This window comes from Streptomyces sp. NPDC001137, from assembly GCF_040298885.1.
Lineage (GTDB): Bacteria > Actinomycetota > Actinomycetes > Streptomycetales > Streptomycetaceae > Streptomyces.
In genome coordinates this window covers 14866-33176 of the sequence record NZ_JBEPBA010000005.1, presented here as the reverse complement: position 1 = coordinate 33176, position 18311 = coordinate 14866, and the positions used below count along the sequence as shown (strand labels likewise).

20 protein-coding genes are annotated in these 18311 nt (G+C 71.0%); 14 read left to right on the top strand and 6 right to left on the bottom strand.

What is annotated here, in order from left to right; translation table 11 throughout:
• Nucleotides 1–9: 9 nt before the first annotated feature.
• The gene (gene aceB / locus ABT254_RS11395; protein WP_351466980.1) at nt 10–1635 is read right to left on the bottom strand and encodes a malate synthase A; all 1626 of its coding nucleotides are present in this window, start codon (nt 1633–1635) and stop codon (nt 10–12) included.
• Between the two features lie 202 nt (nt 1636–1837).
• A complete protein-coding gene (locus tag ABT254_RS11390) occupies nt 1838–2437 on the bottom strand; it encodes a nucleotidyltransferase family protein (RefSeq protein ID WP_351466977.1) in 600 nt (199 codons plus the stop codon).
• A gap of 215 nt (nt 2438–2652) precedes the next feature.
• On the opposite strand from ABT254_RS11390, the gene ABT254_RS11385 reads away from it, so the two are divergent.
• Nucleotides 2653–2940: a DUF5955 family protein gene (locus tag ABT254_RS11385; RefSeq protein ID WP_344397933.1), complete on the top strand. Its 288-nt coding sequence runs from the start codon at nt 2653–2655 to the stop codon at nt 2938–2940.
• Between the two features lie 20 nt (nt 2941–2960).
• Here ABT254_RS11385 and ABT254_RS11380 read toward each other — a convergent pair whose 3' ends face one another.
• A complete protein-coding gene (locus ABT254_RS11380; protein ID WP_351466975.1) occupies nt 2961–3269 on the bottom strand; it encodes an antibiotic biosynthesis monooxygenase family protein in 309 nt (102 codons plus the stop codon).
• A 50-nt stretch (nt 3270–3319) separates the two neighbouring features.
• Nucleotides 3320–4129: an IclR family transcriptional regulator gene (locus tag ABT254_RS11375; protein WP_351466972.1), complete on the bottom strand. Its 810-nt coding sequence runs from the start codon at nt 4127–4129 to the stop codon at nt 3320–3322.
• Between the two features lie 266 nt (nt 4130–4395).
• Here ABT254_RS11375 and allB point away from each other — a divergent pair, with 266 nt between their 5' ends.
• From allB to ABT254_RS11345, 6 genes are all read left to right on the top strand, one after another.
• Entirely contained in the window at nt 4396–5736 is a 1341-nt protein-coding gene (gene allB / locus ABT254_RS11370; protein ID WP_351466969.1) for an allantoinase AllB, read from the top strand.
• 51 nt (nt 5737–5787) lie between these two features.
• The gene (alc, locus tag ABT254_RS11365; protein ID WP_351466967.1) at nt 5788–6918 is read left to right on the top strand and encodes an allantoicase; all 1131 of its coding nucleotides are present in this window, start codon (nt 5788–5790) and stop codon (nt 6916–6918) included.
• A 232-nt stretch (nt 6919–7150) separates the two neighbouring features.
• Complete coding sequence (locus tag ABT254_RS11360) at nt 7151–7966, top strand: AIM24 family protein (protein WP_351466964.1); 816 nt, start codon at nt 7151–7153, stop codon at nt 7964–7966.
• A gap of 107 nt (nt 7967–8073) precedes the next feature.
• The gene (locus ABT254_RS11355; protein ID WP_351466961.1) at nt 8074–8700 is read left to right on the top strand and encodes a dihydrofolate reductase family protein; all 627 of its coding nucleotides are present in this window, start codon (nt 8074–8076) and stop codon (nt 8698–8700) included.
• Between the two features lie 90 nt (nt 8701–8790).
• A complete protein-coding gene (locus tag ABT254_RS11350) occupies nt 8791–9696 on the top strand; it encodes a DMT family transporter (RefSeq protein WP_351468054.1) in 906 nt (301 codons plus the stop codon).
• A gap of 85 nt (nt 9697–9781) precedes the next feature.
• Nucleotides 9782–10168 carry a guanyl-specific ribonuclease gene (locus ABT254_RS11345; RefSeq protein WP_351466958.1) on the top strand — a complete coding sequence of 129 codons (387 nt, stop codon included), beginning with the start codon at nt 9782–9784 and terminating at the stop codon, nt 10166–10168.
• Nucleotides 10169–10226: 58 nt separating this feature from the next.
• On the opposite strand, the gene ABT254_RS11340 is transcribed toward ABT254_RS11345, so the two are convergent.
• A complete protein-coding gene (locus ABT254_RS11340) occupies nt 10227–10427 on the bottom strand; it encodes a hypothetical protein (protein ID WP_344397942.1) in 201 nt (66 codons plus the stop codon).
• 168 nt (nt 10428–10595) lie between these two features.
• On the opposite strand from ABT254_RS11340, the gene ABT254_RS11335 reads away from it, so the two are divergent.
• The 4 genes from ABT254_RS11335 to ABT254_RS11320 all read left to right on the top strand — a co-directional run bounded on the left by ABT254_RS11335 (nt 10596) and on the right by ABT254_RS11320 (nt 14553).
• The gene (locus tag ABT254_RS11335; protein WP_351466955.1) at nt 10596–11849 is read left to right on the top strand and encodes a sensor histidine kinase; all 1254 of its coding nucleotides are present in this window, start codon (nt 10596–10598) and stop codon (nt 11847–11849) included.
• 47 nt (nt 11850–11896) lie between these two features.
• The gene (locus ABT254_RS11330; RefSeq protein WP_351466952.1) at nt 11897–12577 is read left to right on the top strand and encodes a response regulator transcription factor; all 681 of its coding nucleotides are present in this window, start codon (nt 11897–11899) and stop codon (nt 12575–12577) included.
• Nucleotides 12578–12833: 256 nt separating this feature from the next.
• A complete protein-coding gene (locus tag ABT254_RS11325; RefSeq protein ID WP_351466949.1) occupies nt 12834–14018 on the top strand; it encodes a cytochrome P450 family protein in 1185 nt (394 codons plus the stop codon).
• Between the two features lie 34 nt (nt 14019–14052).
• A complete protein-coding gene (locus ABT254_RS11320; protein ID WP_351466946.1) occupies nt 14053–14553 on the top strand; it encodes a hypothetical protein in 501 nt (166 codons plus the stop codon).
• Here ABT254_RS11320 and ABT254_RS11315 read toward each other — a convergent pair.
• On the bottom strand, nt 14546–15568 hold the full coding sequence (locus ABT254_RS11315; RefSeq protein ID WP_351466944.1) for a Gfo/Idh/MocA family protein: 1023 nt from the start codon (nt 15566–15568) through the stop codon (nt 14546–14548). The two genes, ABT254_RS11320 and ABT254_RS11315, sit on opposite strands and share 8 nt — an antisense overlap.
• Nucleotides 15569–15685: 117 nt before the next feature.
• Here ABT254_RS11315 and ABT254_RS11310 point away from each other — a divergent pair, with 117 nt between their 5' ends.
• The 3 genes from ABT254_RS11310 to ABT254_RS11300 all read left to right on the top strand — a co-directional run bounded on the left by ABT254_RS11310 (nt 15686) and on the right by ABT254_RS11300 (nt 18304).
• Nucleotides 15686–16435, top strand: coding sequence for a GntR family transcriptional regulator (locus ABT254_RS11310; RefSeq protein ID WP_351468051.1), 750 nt, complete (start codon nt 15686–15688; stop codon nt 16433–16435).
• A 142-nt stretch (nt 16436–16577) separates the two neighbouring features.
• On the top strand, nt 16578–17726 hold the full coding sequence (locus ABT254_RS11305; protein WP_351468048.1) for an ROK family glucokinase: 1149 nt from the start codon (nt 16578–16580) through the stop codon (nt 17724–17726).
• Nucleotides 17723–18304: a sugar kinase gene (locus tag ABT254_RS11300; RefSeq protein ID WP_351466942.1), complete on the top strand. Its 582-nt coding sequence runs from the start codon at nt 17723–17725 to the stop codon at nt 18302–18304. Before ABT254_RS11305 ends, ABT254_RS11300 begins: the two co-directional genes overlap by 4 nt.
• The last annotated feature ends 7 nt before the right edge of the window (nt 18305–18311 follow it).

Below are 18311 nucleotides of genomic sequence, written 5' to 3'. Positions count from 1 at the left end.
GCCAGTAGGTCAGCCCTTGAGCTGCTCGTACGCGGGCAGCGTGAGGAAGTCCGCGTAGTTCTCGTCGAGCGAGACCTGGAGCAGCAGGTCGTGGGCCTGCTGCCAGTGACCGGCCGCGAAGGCCTCCTCGCCGATCTCCTGGCGGATGTTGGACAGTTCCTCGGCGGCGACCTTGCGGGCCAGCTCCGGGGTGGCCTTCTCGCCGTTCTCGAACTCGACGCCCGCGTTGATCCACTGCCAGATCTGCGAGCGGGAGATCTCCGCGGTGGCCGCGTCCTCCATCAGGTTGAAGATGGCGACCGCGCCGAGCCCGCGCAGCCAGGCCTCGATGTAACGGATGCCGACCTGGACGGCGTTGACCAGGCCGTTGTACGTCGGCTTGGCGTCCAGGGAGTCGACGGCGATCAGGTCGGCGGCCTCGACGTGGACGTCCTCGCGCAGCCGGTCCTTCTGGTTGGGCTTGTCGCCGAGGACCTTGTCGAAGGACTCCATGGCGATCGGGACCAGGTCGGGGTGGGCGACCCAGGAGCCGTCGAAGCCGTCGTTCGCCTCGCGGTCCTTGTCGGCGCGGACCTTCTCGAAGGCCACCTTGTTGACCTCGGCGTCCCGGCGGGAGGGGATGAACGCCGCCATGCCGCCGATCGCGTGCGCGCCGCGCTTGTGGCAGGTGCGGACGAGGAGTTCGGTGTACGCGCGCATGAACGGGGCCGTCATCGTGACCGCGTTGCGGTCCGGCAGGACGAACTTGGCTCCGCCGTCCCGGAAGTTCTTGACGATGGAGAACAGGTAGTCCCAGCGGCCCGCGTTCAACCCCGAGGCGTGGTCGCGGAGTTCGTAGAGGATCTCCTCCATCTCGTACGCGGCCGTGATCGTCTCGATCAGGACGGTGGCGCGGATGGTGCCCTGCGGGATGCCGACGTAGTCCTGCGCGAAGACGAACACGTCGTTCCAGAGACGCGCTTCGAGGTGCGACTCGGTCTTCGGCAGGTAGAAGTACGGGCCCTTGCCGAGGTCGAGCAGGCGCTGGGCGTTGTGGAAGAAGTACAGGCCGAAGTCGACGAAGGCGCCCGGGACGGGGGTGCCGTCGGCGTCGACGAGGTGGCGCTCGTTCAGATGCCAGCCGCGCGGGCGCATGACGACCGTCGCCAGCTCCTCGTTCGGGCGCAGCGCGTACGACTTGCCGCTCGCCGGGTCGGTGAAGTCGATGGTGCGGGTGTAGGCGTCAGCCAGGTTGATCTGGCCGAGGACCACGTTCTCCCAGGTCGGCGCGGAGGCGTCCTCGAAGTCCGCGAGCCAGACCTTGGCGCCCGAGTTGAGGGCGTTGATGGTCATCTTGCGGTCGGTGGGGCCGGTGATCTCCACCCGGCGGTCGTTCAGGGCGGCGGGGGAGGGGGCCACCTTCCAGGAGTCGTCCGCGCGGATCGCGGCCGTCTCCGGCAGGAAGTCGAGTGTGGAGGTGCGGGCGATCTCGGCGCGGCGCTCCGCGCGGCGGGCGAGGAGTTCGTCACGCCGGGGCGTGAACCGCCGGTGCAGCTCGGCCACGAAGGCCAGGGCCGCCTCCGTGAGGACCTCCTCCTGCCGCGGCAGCGGCTCGGCGTCGACGATGGCCAGCGGGGACGGCGCTGGTGCGGACATGAGCTGTCACTTCCTTCAGCGGTGGCACCGGGTGCCAGTCGAACCGGGTACGGCGAGCGACGCCCTTGGAGCGGTAGGGCGCTTCTGAACAGTGGATACTAGTTTCCTCATTGTGGAAGTTCAATGGTTTGTTGATATCGAGATTCTCCGGGTCGAGGGAAGGTGGCGCTCGGTGCCACCCCGGTCACTCAAAGTCCAAGGCTCACTCGAGGTGGACCAGATCGGCTTCCGTGTCGATGTCGTACGGCTGTGCCACGTCCCCGCACTCGACGAGCGTGACCGCCGGCTCGTGCGCCTTGAGGTAGGCGCGGGCCCCGCGGTCCCCGGTGGCGGTCTCGGCGATGCCCGCCCAGTGCGCGCTGCCGAACAGAACGGGGTGATCGCGTACGCCGTCGTAGGCGGCCGAGACCAGGGAGCGCTCGTCCCGGTAGGCGGCCAGCACCCGCCCCGCCGCCTCCGGGCCGATCCCCGGCTGGTCGACGAGCGAGACGAGCGCGGCCCGCGCACCCGTACCGGCCAGTGAGTCCAGCCCGGCCCGCAGTGAGGTGCCCATGCCCTGCTCCCACTCAGGGTTCTCCACCAGCACGCACCCCTCCAGCTCGGCCCGCTCCCGTACGGCGTCGGCCCGCGCCCCCAGGACCACGTGGACGCGGGTGCAGCCGGCCGCGCGCAGCACGCCGACCGCGTGCTCGACGAGCGGCCGTCCATGGTGCTGGAGCAGCGCCTTGGGGCGCCCGCCGAGCCGCCGGCCGCCGCCGGCGGCGAGGACCAGTCCGGCCACCCGCTGTTCGTTCTCCGTCATGGGTCCTGCATACCTGACGCCCGGGCGAGTGCCCGGTTTCCTGGGGCTGAATTTCGGTCCGCACAGTGGCGCACCGGGCATCGGGTGGCGTTTACTGACCCGCGTCCCCCGGCGCCCGACCACCGCCACGGGGGCGCACTGCGGGAGTACGAGGAAACTGCGCACGAGGGCGTGCGAGGGGGAGAGCTGTGTTGCGGAGCTTGGGGCAGAGGCCAGTGACCGGCAGCGACGAGGACCCGAGAGTGGCGGAACTGCGGACCGCGGTGTCGCGGCTGCGCCGCGAACTCGCCGCGCACCCCGCCGAGTTCCCCGACCGCGGCATAGCCGAGGACGAACTGGCCGCCCTCGCCGCGATGACGATCGACGGCGCCCCCGAAATCCCCCGCCTGCGCCGCTCGCTGCTGCTGATCGCCGGGGCGATCGGGTCCGTGAGCGCGCTGGCCAGGGGCTTGTCGGAGGTGCGCAACGCGGTGGACCTTTTCGGGGAACCACCGCGCCGCTGAGTCGCCTTTTCGGGACCCGCTCAGATCTCGACGACCAGTTCGTAGCCGCTGCTCTGCATGTCCTCGCACAGGACGTAGGCGGCGTCGAAGCGCTCCTTGAACTCGGGGGAGCCCTGCCAGGCGCGCATCGCGTCGAGGTCCTGCCAGCTGGCGAAGGACACGAAGGAGTTCGGGTTACGGACGTCGCGGACCAGACGAGCTCCGAGGAACCCCTCGTTCGCCTCCTTGGTCCAGGTCAAAAACTCCCGCCAGCGTTCGATGAACTCGTCGGCGTTACCCTCTTTGACCTGCCACTTCCCCGAGGACCAGTGCTTGTTCTCCTGCAGCATGGTGGACACCTCGTTCCGCTGCCGGACTGCCGGTCCCCCCGGTTTCCAGGCTAGGCCGCCGGCCCCGAGCTTGCGAGTGCCTCCGACAGCTCCACCGCCACCTGCTGCAGCACCGGCACGATCTTGTCCGTCGCCGCCTCCGTGACCCGGCCGGCCGGGCCCGAGATCGAAATGGCGGCGGCGGTGGGGGAGTTGGGCACGGAGACGGCGAGGCAGCGCACCCCCATCTCCTGCTCGTTGTCGTCGACCGCGTAGCCGTCCCGGCGCACCTCCTCGAGGGCGGCCAGGAAACCCTCCGGCGTGGTGATCGTCCTGTCCGTCGCGGCGGGCATGCCGGTACGGGAGAGCAGGGCGCGCACCTCGTCGTCCGGGGTGTTCGCGAGCAGCGCCTTGCCGACGCCCGTGGAGTGCGGGAGCACCCGGCGGCCCACCTCGGTGAACATCCGCATCGAGTGCTTGGACGGCACCTGGGCCACGTAGACGATCTCGTCGCCGTCGAGCAGCGCCATGTTCGCCGTCTCGCCGGTCTCCTCCACCAGGCGGGCCAGATAGGGGCGCGCCCAGGTGCCGAGCAGCCGGGCGGCGGACTCGCCGAGACGGATCAGACGCGGGCCGAGCGCATACCGGCGGTTGGCCTGCTGGCGGACGTATCCGCAGGCCACGAGGGTGCGCATCAGTCGGTGGATGGTGGGCAGCGGCAGCCCGCTGCTCGCGGAGAGCTCGCTGAGCCCCACCTCGCCGCCCGCGTCCGCCATGCGTTCCAGCAGATCGAAGGCGCGCTCGAGGGACTGGACGCCACCGCCGTTGGACTTGGCGGCGGCGTCTACTGCGGGGGCGTCGCTGGCGCTGGACGTCGGCACGGCGTTCCTTTCGGGACTGGCGGGAAGGGCAGAAGCCTACCCGCCGGTCGGTTGACTCCCTGCTTGTGCATCACTACGTTCTGCTTGCTGGAATTGTAATTCCGCTTTGTGGAAACGTCCAGAGTGGTCGCAGGGGGTGCACTGTGGAGAAGTGTGCCCTTGACGGCGCGGAATCGGGAGTGAAGACTCCTTCAACAGAAAGTTGAATTCCGTTACGCGGAAGTAAAACGCGTGGAAGTACATCGCGGCGGCTGAGAGGGGTCCGGGTGTCCGACACAGAGCTGGTGCTGCGCTCGACGCGCGTCATCACACCCGAGGGAACGCGTCCCGCCACGGTCACGGTCGCGGGCGGAAGGATCACCGGCGTGCTCCCGTACGACGCCGCCGTACCCGCGGACGCCCGCCTGGAGGACTTCGGCGACGACGTCCTGCTGCCGGGCCTGGTCGACACGCACGTGCACGTCAACGACCCCGGCCGCACCGAGTGGGAGGGCTTCTGGACCGCCACCCGCGCGGCGGCGGCCGGCGGCATCACCACCCTCGTCGACATGCCGCTCAACTCCCTCCCGCCGACCACGACGGTCGACAACCTCCGTACGAAGCAGGCGGTCGCCGCCGACAAGGCGCACATCGACGTCGGCTTCTGGGGCGGCGCCCTGCCCGACAACGTCAAGGACCTGCGCCCGCTGCACGAGGCCGGCGTCTTCGGCTTCAAGGCGTTCCTGTCGCCGTCCGGGGTGGACGAGTTCCCGCACCTCGACCATGACCAACTCGCCCAGTCCCTGGCCGAGATCGCCTCCTTCGGCGGCCTGCTGATCGTGCACGCCGAGGACCCGCACCACCTCGATGCGGCCCCGCAGCACGGCGGCCCCAAGTACGCCGACTTCCTCGCCTCCCGCCCGCGCGACGCCGAGGACACGGCGATCGCCCAGCTCATCGGCCAGGCGAAACGACTGGGCGCGCGCGTGCACGTCCTGCACCTGTCGTCGAGCGACGCACTCCCGCTGATCGCCGAGGCGAAGGCGGAAGGCGTGCGGGTCACGGTCGAGACCTGCCCCCACTATCTGACCCTGACGGCCGAGGAAGTCCCGGACGGCGCGAGCGAGTTCAAGTGCTGCCCGCCCATCCGCGAGGCCGCCAACCAGGACCTGCTCTGGCAGGCGCTGGCGGACGGCACCATCGACTGCGTGGTCACCGACCACTCCCCGTCCACGGCCGACCTCAAGACGGACGACTTCGCGACCGCCTGGGGCGGCATCTCCGGCCTCCAGCTGAGCCTGGCCGCGGTGTGGACCGAGGCGCGCCGGCGCGGGCACGGCCTGGAGGACGTGGTCCGCTGGATGTCCACGCGCACGGCGGAACTGGTGGGCCTGGACACCCGCAAGGGCGCCATCGAGGCCGGCCGCGACGCCGACTTCGCGGTCCTCGCACCCGACGAGACGTTCACCGTGGACCCGGCGGCCCTCCAGCACCGCAACCGCGTGACGGCGTACGCGGGCAAGACCCTGTACGGCGTCGTGAAGTCGACCTGGCTGCGCGGTGAACGGATCGTCGCGGACGGCGAGTTCACCGGGCCGAAGGGGCAGCTGCTCACCCGCGACCACTGACCGACCCTCCCGCCCCGCAGCGGCCGACCCCAAAAGGAAGATCTGATCATCGTGACGGCGCAGCATCAATCCCGTTCGGCGAGTTTCACCGGCGACGCGAACCCGTACGGAGGCGGTGACCCGTACGCCGACTACCGCACCGCCGACTTCCCCTTCACCCAGTACGCCAACCTCGCCGACCGGCGCCTCGGGGCCGGCGTCATCGCCGCCAACGACGAGTTCTTCGCCCAGCGCGAGAACCTGCTGGTGCCCGAGCGGGCCGAGTTCGACCCCGAGCACTTCGGGCACAAGGGCAAGATCATGGACGGCTGGGAGACGCGCCGCCGCCGTGGCGCCTCCGCCGACCACCCGTGGCCCACGGCCGAGGACCACGACTGGGCGCTGGTCCGGCTGGGAGCGCCGGGTGTCGTACGGGGGATCGTCGTCGACACGGCCCACTTCCGCGGCAACTATCCGCAGGCGGTGTCGGTCGAGGCCACCTCGGTACCCGGCTCACCCTCCCCGGAGGAGCTGCTGGGCGACGACGTGAAGTGGACGACCCTCGTACCGCGCACCCCGGTGGGCGGCCACGCGGCGAACGGTTTCTCCGTCTCCGTCGAGCAGCGCTTCACCCACCTGCGGGTCAACCAGCACCCCGACGGCGGCATCGCGCGCCTGCGCGTGTACGGCGAGGTCGTCCCGGACCCCGAGTGGCTGGCGACCCTGGGCACCTTCGACGTCGTCGCCCTGGAGAACGGCGGTCAGGCCGAGGACGCCTCCAACCTCTTCTACTCCCCGGCCACGAACACCATCCAGCCGGGCCGCTCCCGCAAGATGGACGACGGCTGGGAGACGCGCCGCCGCCGCGACCAGGGCAACGACTGGATCCGCTACCGCCTGGCGGCCCAGTCCCAGATCCGCGCGATCGAGATCGACACGGCGTATCTGAAGGGCAACAGCGCGGGCTGGGCCTCGGTGTCGGTCAAGGACGGTGAGGACGGCGACTGGCGCGAGATCCTGCCGCGCACCCGGCTGCAGCCCGACACCAACCACCGCTTCGTCCTGCCGGCCCCGGCGGTCGGCACCCACGCGCGCGTGGACATCTTCCCGGACGGGGGGATCTCGCGGCTGCGGCTGTACGGCTCCCTGACGGAGGCCGGCGCAACGGGCCTGACGGCCCGGCACCAGGAACTGGGCGGCTGACGCAGTTCCTTCCTCGCCCTCGCCACCTCCTCAAACGCCGGAGGGGCTGGTTTTTCGCCGGCCGGGGTTTGGTTTTTCAGCCCGTCCGGCGTTTGAGGACGAGGCCGTTCAGGCCGAAGCGGGCGTCTGGGGGGCGGCAGCCCCCAGGTACGGGACGGGAAGGGGCGGCGGGGGCGAAAACCTCTCCGGACCAGGCCGGAACTCTTTCCTCCACCTCCCGCGTTCTCCCCACGTGACACTTCAGCAAGAGATCGTCGGCAACGCCATGCAGATGGCGGTCGTCAACCTGAGCCCCGGCCAGACCGTCTACTGCGAGGCCGGAAAGTTCCTGTTCAAGACCACGAACGTGACCATGGAGACTCGCCTCTCCGGTCCGTCGAACAACGGCGGGCAGCCCCAGGGCGGCGGAGGCGGCGGCATGGGCGGCATGCTGCGCCAGGCCATGGGTACGGCCATGCAGGTCGGCCAGCGGATGCTCGCGGGCGAGTCGATCGCGTTCCAGTACTTCAGCGCACAGGGCGGCGAGGGCACCGTCGGCTTCGCGGGCGTGCTCCCGGGCGAGATGCGCGCCCTGGAACTCGACGGCACACGCGCGTGGTTCGCCGAGAAGGACGCCTTCGTGGCCGCCGAGTCCACCGTCGACTTCGGCATCGCCTTCCAGGGCGGCCGCACCGGCATGAGCGGCGGCGAGGGCTTCGTCCTGGAGAAGTTCACCGGGTACGGCACGGTGATCATCGCGGGCGCGGGCAACTTCATCGACCTCAACCCGGCGGACTTCGGCGGCCGCATCGAGGTCGACACGGGCTGCGTCGTCGCCTTCGAGGAAGGCATCCAGTACGGCGTCCAGCGCGTCGGCGGACTCAACCGCCAGGGCATCATGAACGCCGTCTTCGGCGGCGAGGGCCTGTCCCTGGCGACTTTGGAGGGCAACGGCCGGGTGATCCTGCAGTCCCTCACCATCGAGAGCCTGGCGAACGCCCTGAAGAAGGCCCAGGGCGGCGACAAGCAGGGCCCGACGGGCGGACTGTTCTCCACGCACGCCGGGTGAGGTGCCCTACCCCCGGCCGATCGGTGACGACCGACCGATGAGTTGCGGGCGCCGGTGGGGTCTGAGGTGATGACAACAGACCCCACACCAGGAAGCAGGCACCCGCCATGGGAAAGCTGGTCTCCACGATCTTCGTCACCCTCGACGGCGTCTACCAGGCCCCCGGCGGCCCCCAGGAGGACACCCGGGGCGGCTTCGAGCACGGCGGCTGGAGTTTCGTGTACGGCGACGAGGACTTCGGCCGGTTCGTCGGCGAGGTCTTCGAACGCCCCGCCGCGTTCCTCCTCGGCCGCCGCACGTACGACATCTTCGCCGCGTACTGGCCGAAGGTGACCGACCCCGCCAACCGCATCGCCGCCCAACTGAACGCGCTGCCGAAGTACGTACCGTCGTCCACCCTCGGCGACCCCGCCTGGGCCGGCACGACGGTGATCAGCGGTGACCTCGCCAAGGAGGTCACCGCCCTCAAGGAGCGCACCGACGGCGAGCTCCAGGTGCACGGCAGCGGCGCCCTCGTCCAGTCCCTGCTGGACCTCGGCCTCGTCGACACCCTCCACCTGGTGACGTTCCCGGTGGTGCTCGGCACCGGCCTCCGGCTCTTCAGGGAGGGCGCCGTCCCGACCAAGTTCCGCCACACCGGCGGCCGTACCACCCCCGCCGGGGTCTCCATCCAGACGTACGACGTGGCCGGACGGCCCGACTACGGCTCGTACGAGCTCCCGGAAAACGCCTAGCCGAAGATCCACCGTACCGGTACGGTGATCGCTCCCGTGGGAGCCGCCGACGTCTCCGCACGCCCGCCGGAGACCGGGAGAGCCGCCCCCATGTCGTCGATCGCCGTACCGCGCACGCTCGCGCCCCGCCGGGCCTGGCTCACCGATCTGCCGGTGCTGCTCGTCGCGGTCGTGTGGGGCGCCAGCTATCTCGCCGCCAAGGACATCACCACCGCCCGGACGGTGCTCGCCGTGCTGGTGCTGCGCTTCGCCGTGGTCCTGCCCGTGCTCGCCGTCGTCGCGTGGCGCTCGCTGCGTGCCCTCACCGTCGCCCAGTGGCGCGGCGCCGCCCTGCTCGGGCTGATCCTCGGCGGGATCTTCCTGCTGGAGACGTACGGCGTCGTCCACACCTCGGCGACCAACGCCGGCCTCATCATCAGCCTCACCATGATCTTCACTCCGCTCGCCGAGGCCGCCGTCGCCCGTGTCCGGCCGCCGCGGGCGTTCCTCGCCGCGGCTGGCCTCTCCGTCCTCGGCGTCGTCCTGCTCACCCAGGGCGGCGGCTTCACCCGCCCCTCCCTCGGCGATCTGCTGATGCTGCTCGCCGCCCTCGCCCGCACCGTGCACGTCCTCGCGATGTCCCGCATCAGGGCCGTCCGGGGCGCGGATGCCCTGCCGCTCACCACCGTCCAACTCGCCGCCGCCGTCGTCGTGTTCGCGGTCCTGTCCGCGGGCGCCGACACCACGCCGTGGGGCACGGCGGCCGGCTTCGGGGTGCACGAGTGGGCCGGGCTGCTGTTCCTGTCCGTGTGCTGCACGCTGTTCGCGTTCTTCGTGCAGATGTGGGCCGTGCGCCGGACGTCCCCCTCGCGGGTCAGCCTGCTGCTCGGCACCGAGCCCCTGTGGGCCGCAGCGGCCGGTATCGCGCTCGGCGGCGAACGGCTCGGAGTTCTTGGTCTGACGGGCGGTGCGCTGGTGCTTGTGGGGACCGCGTGGGGACGCAGGGCCGCAGGTTAACGTGCGGAAAACTCATCGGACTTGACGGGAAATTCTCCCGACTTGACATTGACATGCCACTGTCTACGCGCGTCATCATGACGGCATGACATCCCCCACACGCACCACTCGCATCGGTGCCGCAGCCGCCCTGCTGTCCGCCCTCCTCGTGGGCGGCGCCGTCACCGCCACCCCGGCGTCCGCCGCCGTCGGCAGCATCTGCTACAGCGCCCTGCCCTCCCAGGCGTACGACACCCTCGACCTGATCGAGCAGGGCGGGCCGTACCCGTATTCGCAGGACGGCACCGTCTTCTCGAACCGTGAGCGTGTCCTGCCCAGCCAGCCGTCCGGGTACTACCACGAGTACACGGTCATCACCCCCGGCTCCTCCACGCGCGGTGCCCGCCGCATCGTGACCGGTGAGGAGACCCAGGAGGACTACTACACCTCGGACCACTACGCCACGTTCAACCTGATCGACTTCGGCTGCTGAGCGACTTCCCCCGCTCAGTCGCTCCGAGGGAACGGTGCGCCGGAAGTCCGGTCGGCGCTCATCCGGACTTCCGGCTCTCCGCGGCGGCGAACAGCGCGAGCGCCAGCACCACCAGGGCGACGCTCGCATAGACCCCGTAGCCGTCCAGGAAGCCGAGCCGTTGCACGAGGCCCACATGCCAGTGGGTGAACTCGTGCACCAGGCCCAGCACGCCCTGCACCAGGGCGATGAATCCCAGGAGCTCCAGCAGCTGCTTCATGCCCCGACCCTCGCCCCGCGGACCCCCCACAGACATCGGCCGCGGGGCGAGTCGTGCCCGACGGAAGTCCACCGTCCGGCGGCGCCGTGCACCGAAAGTCTCCAAGGGTGCGACTTTGGTCGTGAATCCTCCGTGTGGAGGGGTGACGGCGCGCCGCACTGCGTAGATTTGTCGACCGTGAGGGATGACAAGCCGACACCGGACGCGGGGGTCATAGGCCGCAGATGGCTGTTCCCGTCGGCCGTACTGCACGAGATCGACCCCGACACCGGCCGGTCCGGGCGGCCCCGGCGCACCGCGCGGGACTGGGTCGTCGACTTCACCTGCTTCCTGCTCGCCGTGGCCATCGGTCTGGCGGCCGCGGACACCCTGCACCACGACACGCACACCCCGCACGCCCTCGCCGTGGTCGACCAGCTGCTCGGTGCGCTGTCCTGCGCCGCGGTGTGGGCGCGCCGCCGGTGGCCGCTCGGGCTGGCCGTCGCGATGATCCCCGTCGGCCTCCTGTCGAACACGGCGGGCGGCGCCGGGATGGTCGCCGTCTTCACGCTCGCCGTGCACCGGCCCTTCCGGTACGTCGCCTGGATCGGCGGCATCTCCCTCGCGCTGATCCCGCTGTTCTTCTGGATGCGCCCGGACCCCGACCTGCCGTACGCGGGCGCGGTCGCGTTCACGGAGCTGTTCACCCTCGCCGTCATCGGCTGGGGCATGTTCGTACGGTCCAAGCGCCAGCTCATGGTGAGCCTGCGCGACCGCGCCCGGCGTGCCGAGACGGAGGCGCAGCTGCGCGCCGAGCAGGCGCAGCGGCTCGCCCGCGAGGCCATCGCCCGGGAGATGCACGACGTCCTCGCACACCGGCTGACCCTGCTGAGCGTGCACGCGGGTGCCCTGGAGTTCCGGCCCGACGCGCCCCGGGAGGAGGTCGCGCGGGCCGCCGGCGTCATCCGGGAGAGCGCGCACGAGGCCCTTCAGGACCTGCGGGAGATCATCGGCGTCCTGCGGGCGGGCGAGCCCGACGACGCGGGCCGCCCGCAGCCGACGCTCGCCGCGCTGGACGGGCTGGTCGCCGAGTGCCGCGAGGCCGGCATGAAGGTCACCCTCGCAAGCCGCGTCACCGACCCCGCCGCCGTCCCGTCCTCCGTCGGCCGCACCGCGTACCGCATCGCCCAGGAGGCCCTGACCAACGCCCGCAAACACGCCCCCGGCACCGAGGTCACCGTGTACGTCACGGGCGCCCCGGGTGAGGGCCTCGTCGTGGACGTACGCAATCCCGCCCCGGAGGGGGAGGTGCCCGCGGTGCCCGGCTCCGGGCAGGGGCTGATCGGGCTGACGGAACGGGCCACCCTGACCGGTGGCCGGCTGGAGCACGGGCCGGAGCCGGACGGCGGGTTCCGGGTGCGGGCCTGGCTGCCCTGGGGATGAGACGACCCGGGCGCGGCGGTCCCGCCCGCCGTGATTACGTAAGGCCCATGACTGCGATCAGACTGCTCCTCGTGGACGACGATCCCCTGGTGCGGGCCGGGTTGTCCCTGATGATGGGCGGCGCCGAGGACATCGAGATCGTCGGCGAGGCCGCCGACGGCGCCGAGGTCGAGGAACTCGTCGACCGCACCCGCCCCGACGTGGTCCTCATGGACATCCGGATGCCGTCGGTCGACGGCCTGACGGCCACCGAGCGGCTGCGGGAGCGCAAGGACGCGCCGCAGGTCGTGGTCCTCACCACCTTCCACGCCGACGAACAGGTGCTGCGCGCCCTGCGCGCGGGTGCCGCCGGGTTCGTCCTGAAGGACACCCCGCCCGCCGAGATCGTCGACGCCGTGCGCCGCGTCGCGGCGGGCGACCCCGTGCTGTCGCCCACCGTCACACGGCAGTTGATGGAGCACGCCGCGGGCTCCGGGGCCGACACCCGGCGCACGCACGCGCGCGTGCGCATCGACGCCCTCAACGACCGCGAACGCGAGGTCGCCGTCGCGGTCGGCCGCGGCCTGTCCAATGCCGAGATCGCCGCCACGCTCTTCATGAGCGTCGCCACCGTGAAGACCCATGTCTCCCGCGTCCTGGCCAAGCTGGACCTCAACAACCGTGTGCAGATCGCCCTGTTGGCGTACGACGCGGGCCTTCTGGAGGAGCCGGAGGGGAACGGGCACTGAGCGCTCCGCGGGATGCGCCGGCCGGTCGTCCGCGGCGTCGTCGTGGCCTGTCGCGCCCCGCGGCGGCGCACATCGGCTGTGAGATGAGCCGCTGCCGCGGCGGGGCCCCGCGCAATTTCAGGGCGCGGTCGGACGGCTGCGGACGTCGCGCGACCGCGCAGGATCCGTCCGGCGGACGGGCACTGACGCGGCCCGCCGTGCGTTGTCGGTGCACCGGGGGAGAACCGGGCGGGGGACGGGGCGGGACGGGGAGAGCATGGCGGACTTGATCGACCTGGGGGACTTCGGCGACGGATTCCGCGAGGACCCGCATTCCGTGTACGCGCGACTGCGCGAGCGCGGGCCGGTGCACCGGGTGCGGCTGCCCGTGCCCGACCAGCACCACGTGACCTGGCTCGTCGTCGGCCACGAGGAGGCGCGCACGGCGCTCGCCGATCCGCGGCTGGCCAAGGACAGCAGCAGGATCGGCATGGTCTTCCTCGACGAGGAGCTGATCGGGAAGCATCTGCTGGCTTCCGACCCGCCCCAGCACACACGCCTGCGTGGCCTGGTCTCACGGGCCTTCACCATGCGCCGCGTGGAGGAACTGCGGCCCAGGATCCAGGAGATCACCGACGGGCTGCTCGACGCGATGCTGCCGCTCGGCCGCGCCGACCTCGTGGACTCCCTGGCGTATCCGCTGCCGATCACCGTCATCTGCGAGCTGCTCGGCGTACCCGAGCTGGACCGCGGCGAGTTCCGCAAGTTGTCGTCGGAGGCGGTCGCGCCGACCGACGCGAACCTCGAACACAAAGCGTTCACGCGGCTCGCCGAGTACCTCACCGAGCTCATCGAGGACAAGCGGTGCGCCGGACCGAGCGGCGACCTGCTCAGCGATCTGATCCGCACCACCGCCGAGGACGGCGACCGGCTCTCCCCGGGCGAACTGCGCGGTATGGCCTTCATTCTGCTCATCGCCGGGCACGAGACAACGGTCAACCTGATCGGCAACGCCGTCCACGCCCTGCTCACGCACCCGGACCAACTCGCCGCAGTGCGCGCCGACTTGAGCCTCGTCGACGGGGTGGTCGAGGAGACGCTGCGCTACGAAGGGCCGGTGGAGAACGCCACGTTCCGGTTCGCCGCCGAACCCCTGGAGATCGGCGGCACACAGGTGGAGAAGGGCGACTTCGTGATGGTCGGCCTCACCGCGGCCGACCGCGACGGACTGCGCTACCCCGCCCCGGACCGCTTCGACATCCACCGCGACACCCGCGGCCACCTGGCCTTCGGCCACGGCATCCACTACTGCCTCGGCGCCCCTTTGGCCCGACTCGAAGCCCGTACGGCGATCCGCACCCTCCTGGAGCGGGCCCCCGGCCTGGCCCTCGACGGCCCACCCGGCGAATGGCTCCCCGGCATGCTGATGCGCGGGGTGCGCAGCCTGCCGGTGAGCTGGTAGAACACCGTGATCCAGAAGGACCCAGGGGGCATGCGTGCTGCGCACCGCGGAGATCACCGCCGAGCTGACCGGACAGCTCGGCGGCGACAACTTCCACAATCTGCACTGGCGTTCAAAACTCGAGTTCAGCGTGGACTGCTTCATCTGTGAGCGGACCGGCCGTACCACGGTCTACGAGCGTGGCGCGGAGCGGGCGCTGTGCTCGGGCAGCCGCAGCGGCTTCCGGCGCCACTACGCGGCGGGCCGGATCGCCGCGTACGACACCACGTCCGGCAAGGAGCGGCTGGCACTGCGGGCCCTGGTCGACTTCTGGTGGTCGCCCTTCGAGGACGCGAAGGACGGCCGGCGGGGCGAGGCGCCGACCAGCCATCCCTGGGTGCGGCTGCACCTCGGGTACTACTGCCCGAAGACCAAGGAGTCCGGCACGAACAGCATCCAGACCAACGTGGTCCGGCCGTACGAACTGCGCTGCGCCCACTGCGAGTCACTCATGGCCACGGACGCCACGGCACCCGCGATACGCCTGCTCACCTGAACGCGGACTCGGCCCGGCCCGGGATCTCCGCGAGTGCCACCTGTCTGCGTTCCCGTCGTGAGACCTCGCAGGCCTCGGCGATGCGCAGCGCCTGGAGGGCCTCGCGGCCGTCGCAGGGGTTGGGGCGCTGGCCGAGGACGACCTCGACGAACGCGGCCAGCTCGGCCTCGTAGGCGGGTCCGAAGCGCTCGAGGAAGCCGGACCACGGCTTGTCCGCCGCCGGGGGCCCGGTCGGCTCCGTGGACGCGATCGGCGTGCGGTCGTCCAGGCCGACGACGATCTGGTCGAGCTCCCCGGCCAGCTCCATGCGGACGTCGTAGCCGGCGCCGTTCAGCCGCGTCGCCGTGGCCGTGGCGAGGGTGCCGTCGTCGAGTGTGAGCAGCGCGGCCCCCGTGTCCACGTCACCCGCCTCCCGGAACATCGGCGGCCCGGCGTCGGACCCGGCCGCGTACACCTCGACGACCTCGTGTCCCGTCACCCAGCGCAGCGCGTCGAAGTCGTGGATCAACGCGTCCCGGTACAGCCCGCCGGACAGCCGCAGCCACCCCGGCGCGGGAGGAACCTGGTCGGACGTCACCGCCCGTACGGTGTGCAGCCGCCCGAGCCGGCCCGCGAGCACCGCGTCGCGCGCGCCCGTGTAGCCCGCGTCGAAGCGGCGCTGGAACCCCATCTGCAGAATCGTCCCGGCCGCCTCGACCTCGCTGATGGCATGCAGGGTGCCGGGCAGATCCAGTGCTATGGGCTTCTCGCAGAACACCGGGAGCCCCGAGCGTGCTGCCCGACCGATCAGTTCGGCGTGGGCCGACGTCGCCGTCGTGATCACCACGGCGTCCACGCCCCACTTGAAGATCTCGTCGACCCCCGGCGCGGCCGTCTCCCCGAGGCGGAGCGCGAGTTCCTGGGCCCGCGCCGGATCCACATCCGTGAGGATCAGCGACCCCACGTCACGGTTGCGGCTGAGCGTGTTCGCATGGATGGTGCCGATCCGGCCCGTACCGATGACCCCGATGCGCATGAAAACAAAGTGAGGGTTCAGTGCGTACGCTGTCAATGCATATGTCCGGACAATCGAACTACACAACTTCCCGTCAACAACTCGTGGAGCTACGCTCGCCCCGTGCCGAAACCAGAAGTGGACCCGACCGCATCGCTCGAGCTCCGTGTGGACCGGAGCTCTCCGGTGCCGTTGTACTTCCAGCTGTCCCAGCAGCTCGAAGCGGCGATCGAGCACGGAGCGCTCACCCCCGGCAGCCTGCTGGGCAACGAGATCGAGCTGGCCGCGCGGCTCGGCCTGTCCCGGCCCACGGTCCGCCAGGCCATCCAGTCCCTCGTCGAGAAGGGCCTCCTGGTGCGCCGCCGCGGCGTGGGCACACAGGTCGTCCACAGCCAGGTCAAGCGCCCCCTCGAGCTCTCCAGCCTCTACGACGACCTGGAGGCGGCCGGCCAGCGCCCCGCCACCAAGGTGCTCGTCAACAAGGTCGTCCCCGCGACCGCCGAGGTCGCCGCGGCCCTCAACGTGGCGGAGGACAGCGACGTCCACCGAGTGGAGCGCCTGCGGCTGGCGCACGGTGAGCCGATGGCCCACCTGTGCAACTTCATCCCGCCGGGCCTGCTCGACCTGGACACCGCCCAGCTGGAGGCCACCGGCCTGTACCGCATGATGCGCGCCGCCGGGATCACCCTGCACAGCGCCCGCCAGACGATCGGCGCCCGCGCCGCCACCGCCGCCGAGGCCGACCGCCTCGCCGAGAGCGAGGGCGCCCCCCTGCTCACCATGCAGCGCGTCACCTTCGACGACACGGGCCGCGCGGTCGAGTACGGCACCCACACGTACCGCCCGACGCGCTACTCGTTCGAGTTCCAGCTGCTCGTACGGTCCTGAGGGGCCGGGGGTCGGGAGCCGGCCCCGGTTCGTCGCAATGTCAGGACAAACCGATTGGGTCTGCGGCCTTCGCCACACATCGCGCCCCCCTGTGCTCCCCCGCACAGCACCCTTACCCACGGTGAGGCAGAATCGGGCCTTGATGAGCACCTACGGCAACTTCACCGCCCCCATAGGGTCCAGGCGTGCCCCCGCGCTCCGTACCGTCGGCACCCGGGAGCGCCGCTCGCACCTGACCGCACCCCGCGTGCCCACGGTCGGCATCGACATCGGCGGCACAAAAGTGATGGCGGGCGTCGTCGACGCCGACGGCAACATCCTGGAGAAGCTCCGCACGGAGACCCCGGACAAGTCCAAGAGCCCCAAGGTCGTCGAGGACACCATCGTCGAACTGGTCCTGGACCTCTCCGACCGGCACGACGTGCACGCGGTCGGCATCGGCGCGGCCGGCTGGGTCGACGCCGACCGCAACCGCGTCCTGTTCGCCCCCCACCTGTCCTGGCGCAACGAGCCCCTGCGGGACCGGATCGCGGGCCGCCTCGCGGTCCCGGTCCTGGTGGACAACGACGCCAACACCGCCGCCTGGGCCGAGTGGCGCTTCGGCGCCGGCCGCGGCGAGGACCACCTCGTCATGATCACGCTCGGTACCGGCATCGGCGGCGCGATTCTGGAGGACGGCCAGGTCAAGCGGGGCAAGTACGGCGTCGCGGGTGAGTTCGGCCATATGCAGGTCGTGCCCGGCGGCCACCGCTGCCCGTGCGGCAACCGCGGCTGCTGGGAGCAGTACAGCTCCGGCAACGCGCTGGTCCGCGAGGCCAAGGAACTGGCCGCTGCCGACTCCCCGGTGGCGTACGGGATCATCGAGCACGTCAAGGGCAACATCGCCGACATCACCGGCCCGATGATCACCGAGCTGGCCCGCGAGGGCGACGCGATGTGCATCGAGCTGCTCCAGGACATCGGGCAGTGGCTCGGCGTCGGCATCGCGAACCTGGCGGCCGCGCTGGACCCGTCCTGCTTCGTGATCGGCGGCGGCGTCTCGGCCGCCGACGACCTGCTGATCGGCCCCGCGCGGGACGCCTTCAAGCGTCAGCTCACCGGCCGCGGCTACCGCCCCGAGGCCCGTATCGCGCGCGCCCAGCTCGGCCCCGAGGCCGGCATGGTCGGCGCCGCCGACCTCGCCCGCCTGGTCGCCCGCCGCTTCCGCCGCGCCAACCGGCGCCGGGTCGAGCGGCACGAGCGCTACGGGCGGTACCTGGAGACCCGCCGCTCCACCCGGGACACCGCATGACCGCCTCGCTGCCGCGCCAGGCCCTGCCCCCGGACGAGCCGCAGAAGCCGGCCGAGGACCGCCGGCACAAGATCCGCCGCAGGGCGCTCACCCTGCTCATCATCGTGCTGCTCATCGGCGTCCCGGCCGGCTACCTGGTGATCTCCGCCAACCAGAGCCGCGACAGCGGCAAGGACAAGGAGGCCAAGTACGCGGCGACCGGTCTGACCAAGGGCTGGCCGTCGAAGGTGCAGCGCCGCCTCTACCAGGTGCCGATGCCGCACCCCTCGGGCAAGGTCGCGAGCTACGAGACGAACAACTGGAAGACCAGCCGTCTCTACGTCCAGTTCCAGACCCCCCTGCGCAACCTCGACGTCTTCCTGCACGACATGGGCGTCACCCGCGCCGATCTGAAGCGGGGCGACATCACGATCAGCGCACGCGACCAGAAGATCACCGGCTGGGACTTCACCAGCCCGGGCCCCTGGTACGGCCTGGTCCACCACCAGAAGGCACCCAAGCCCACCCAGTACGTCATGATGAGCCTGGGGAACAGGAACAACCCGTTCTTCTACGTCGTCTCCCGTACGGTTCCCTGACGCGGCC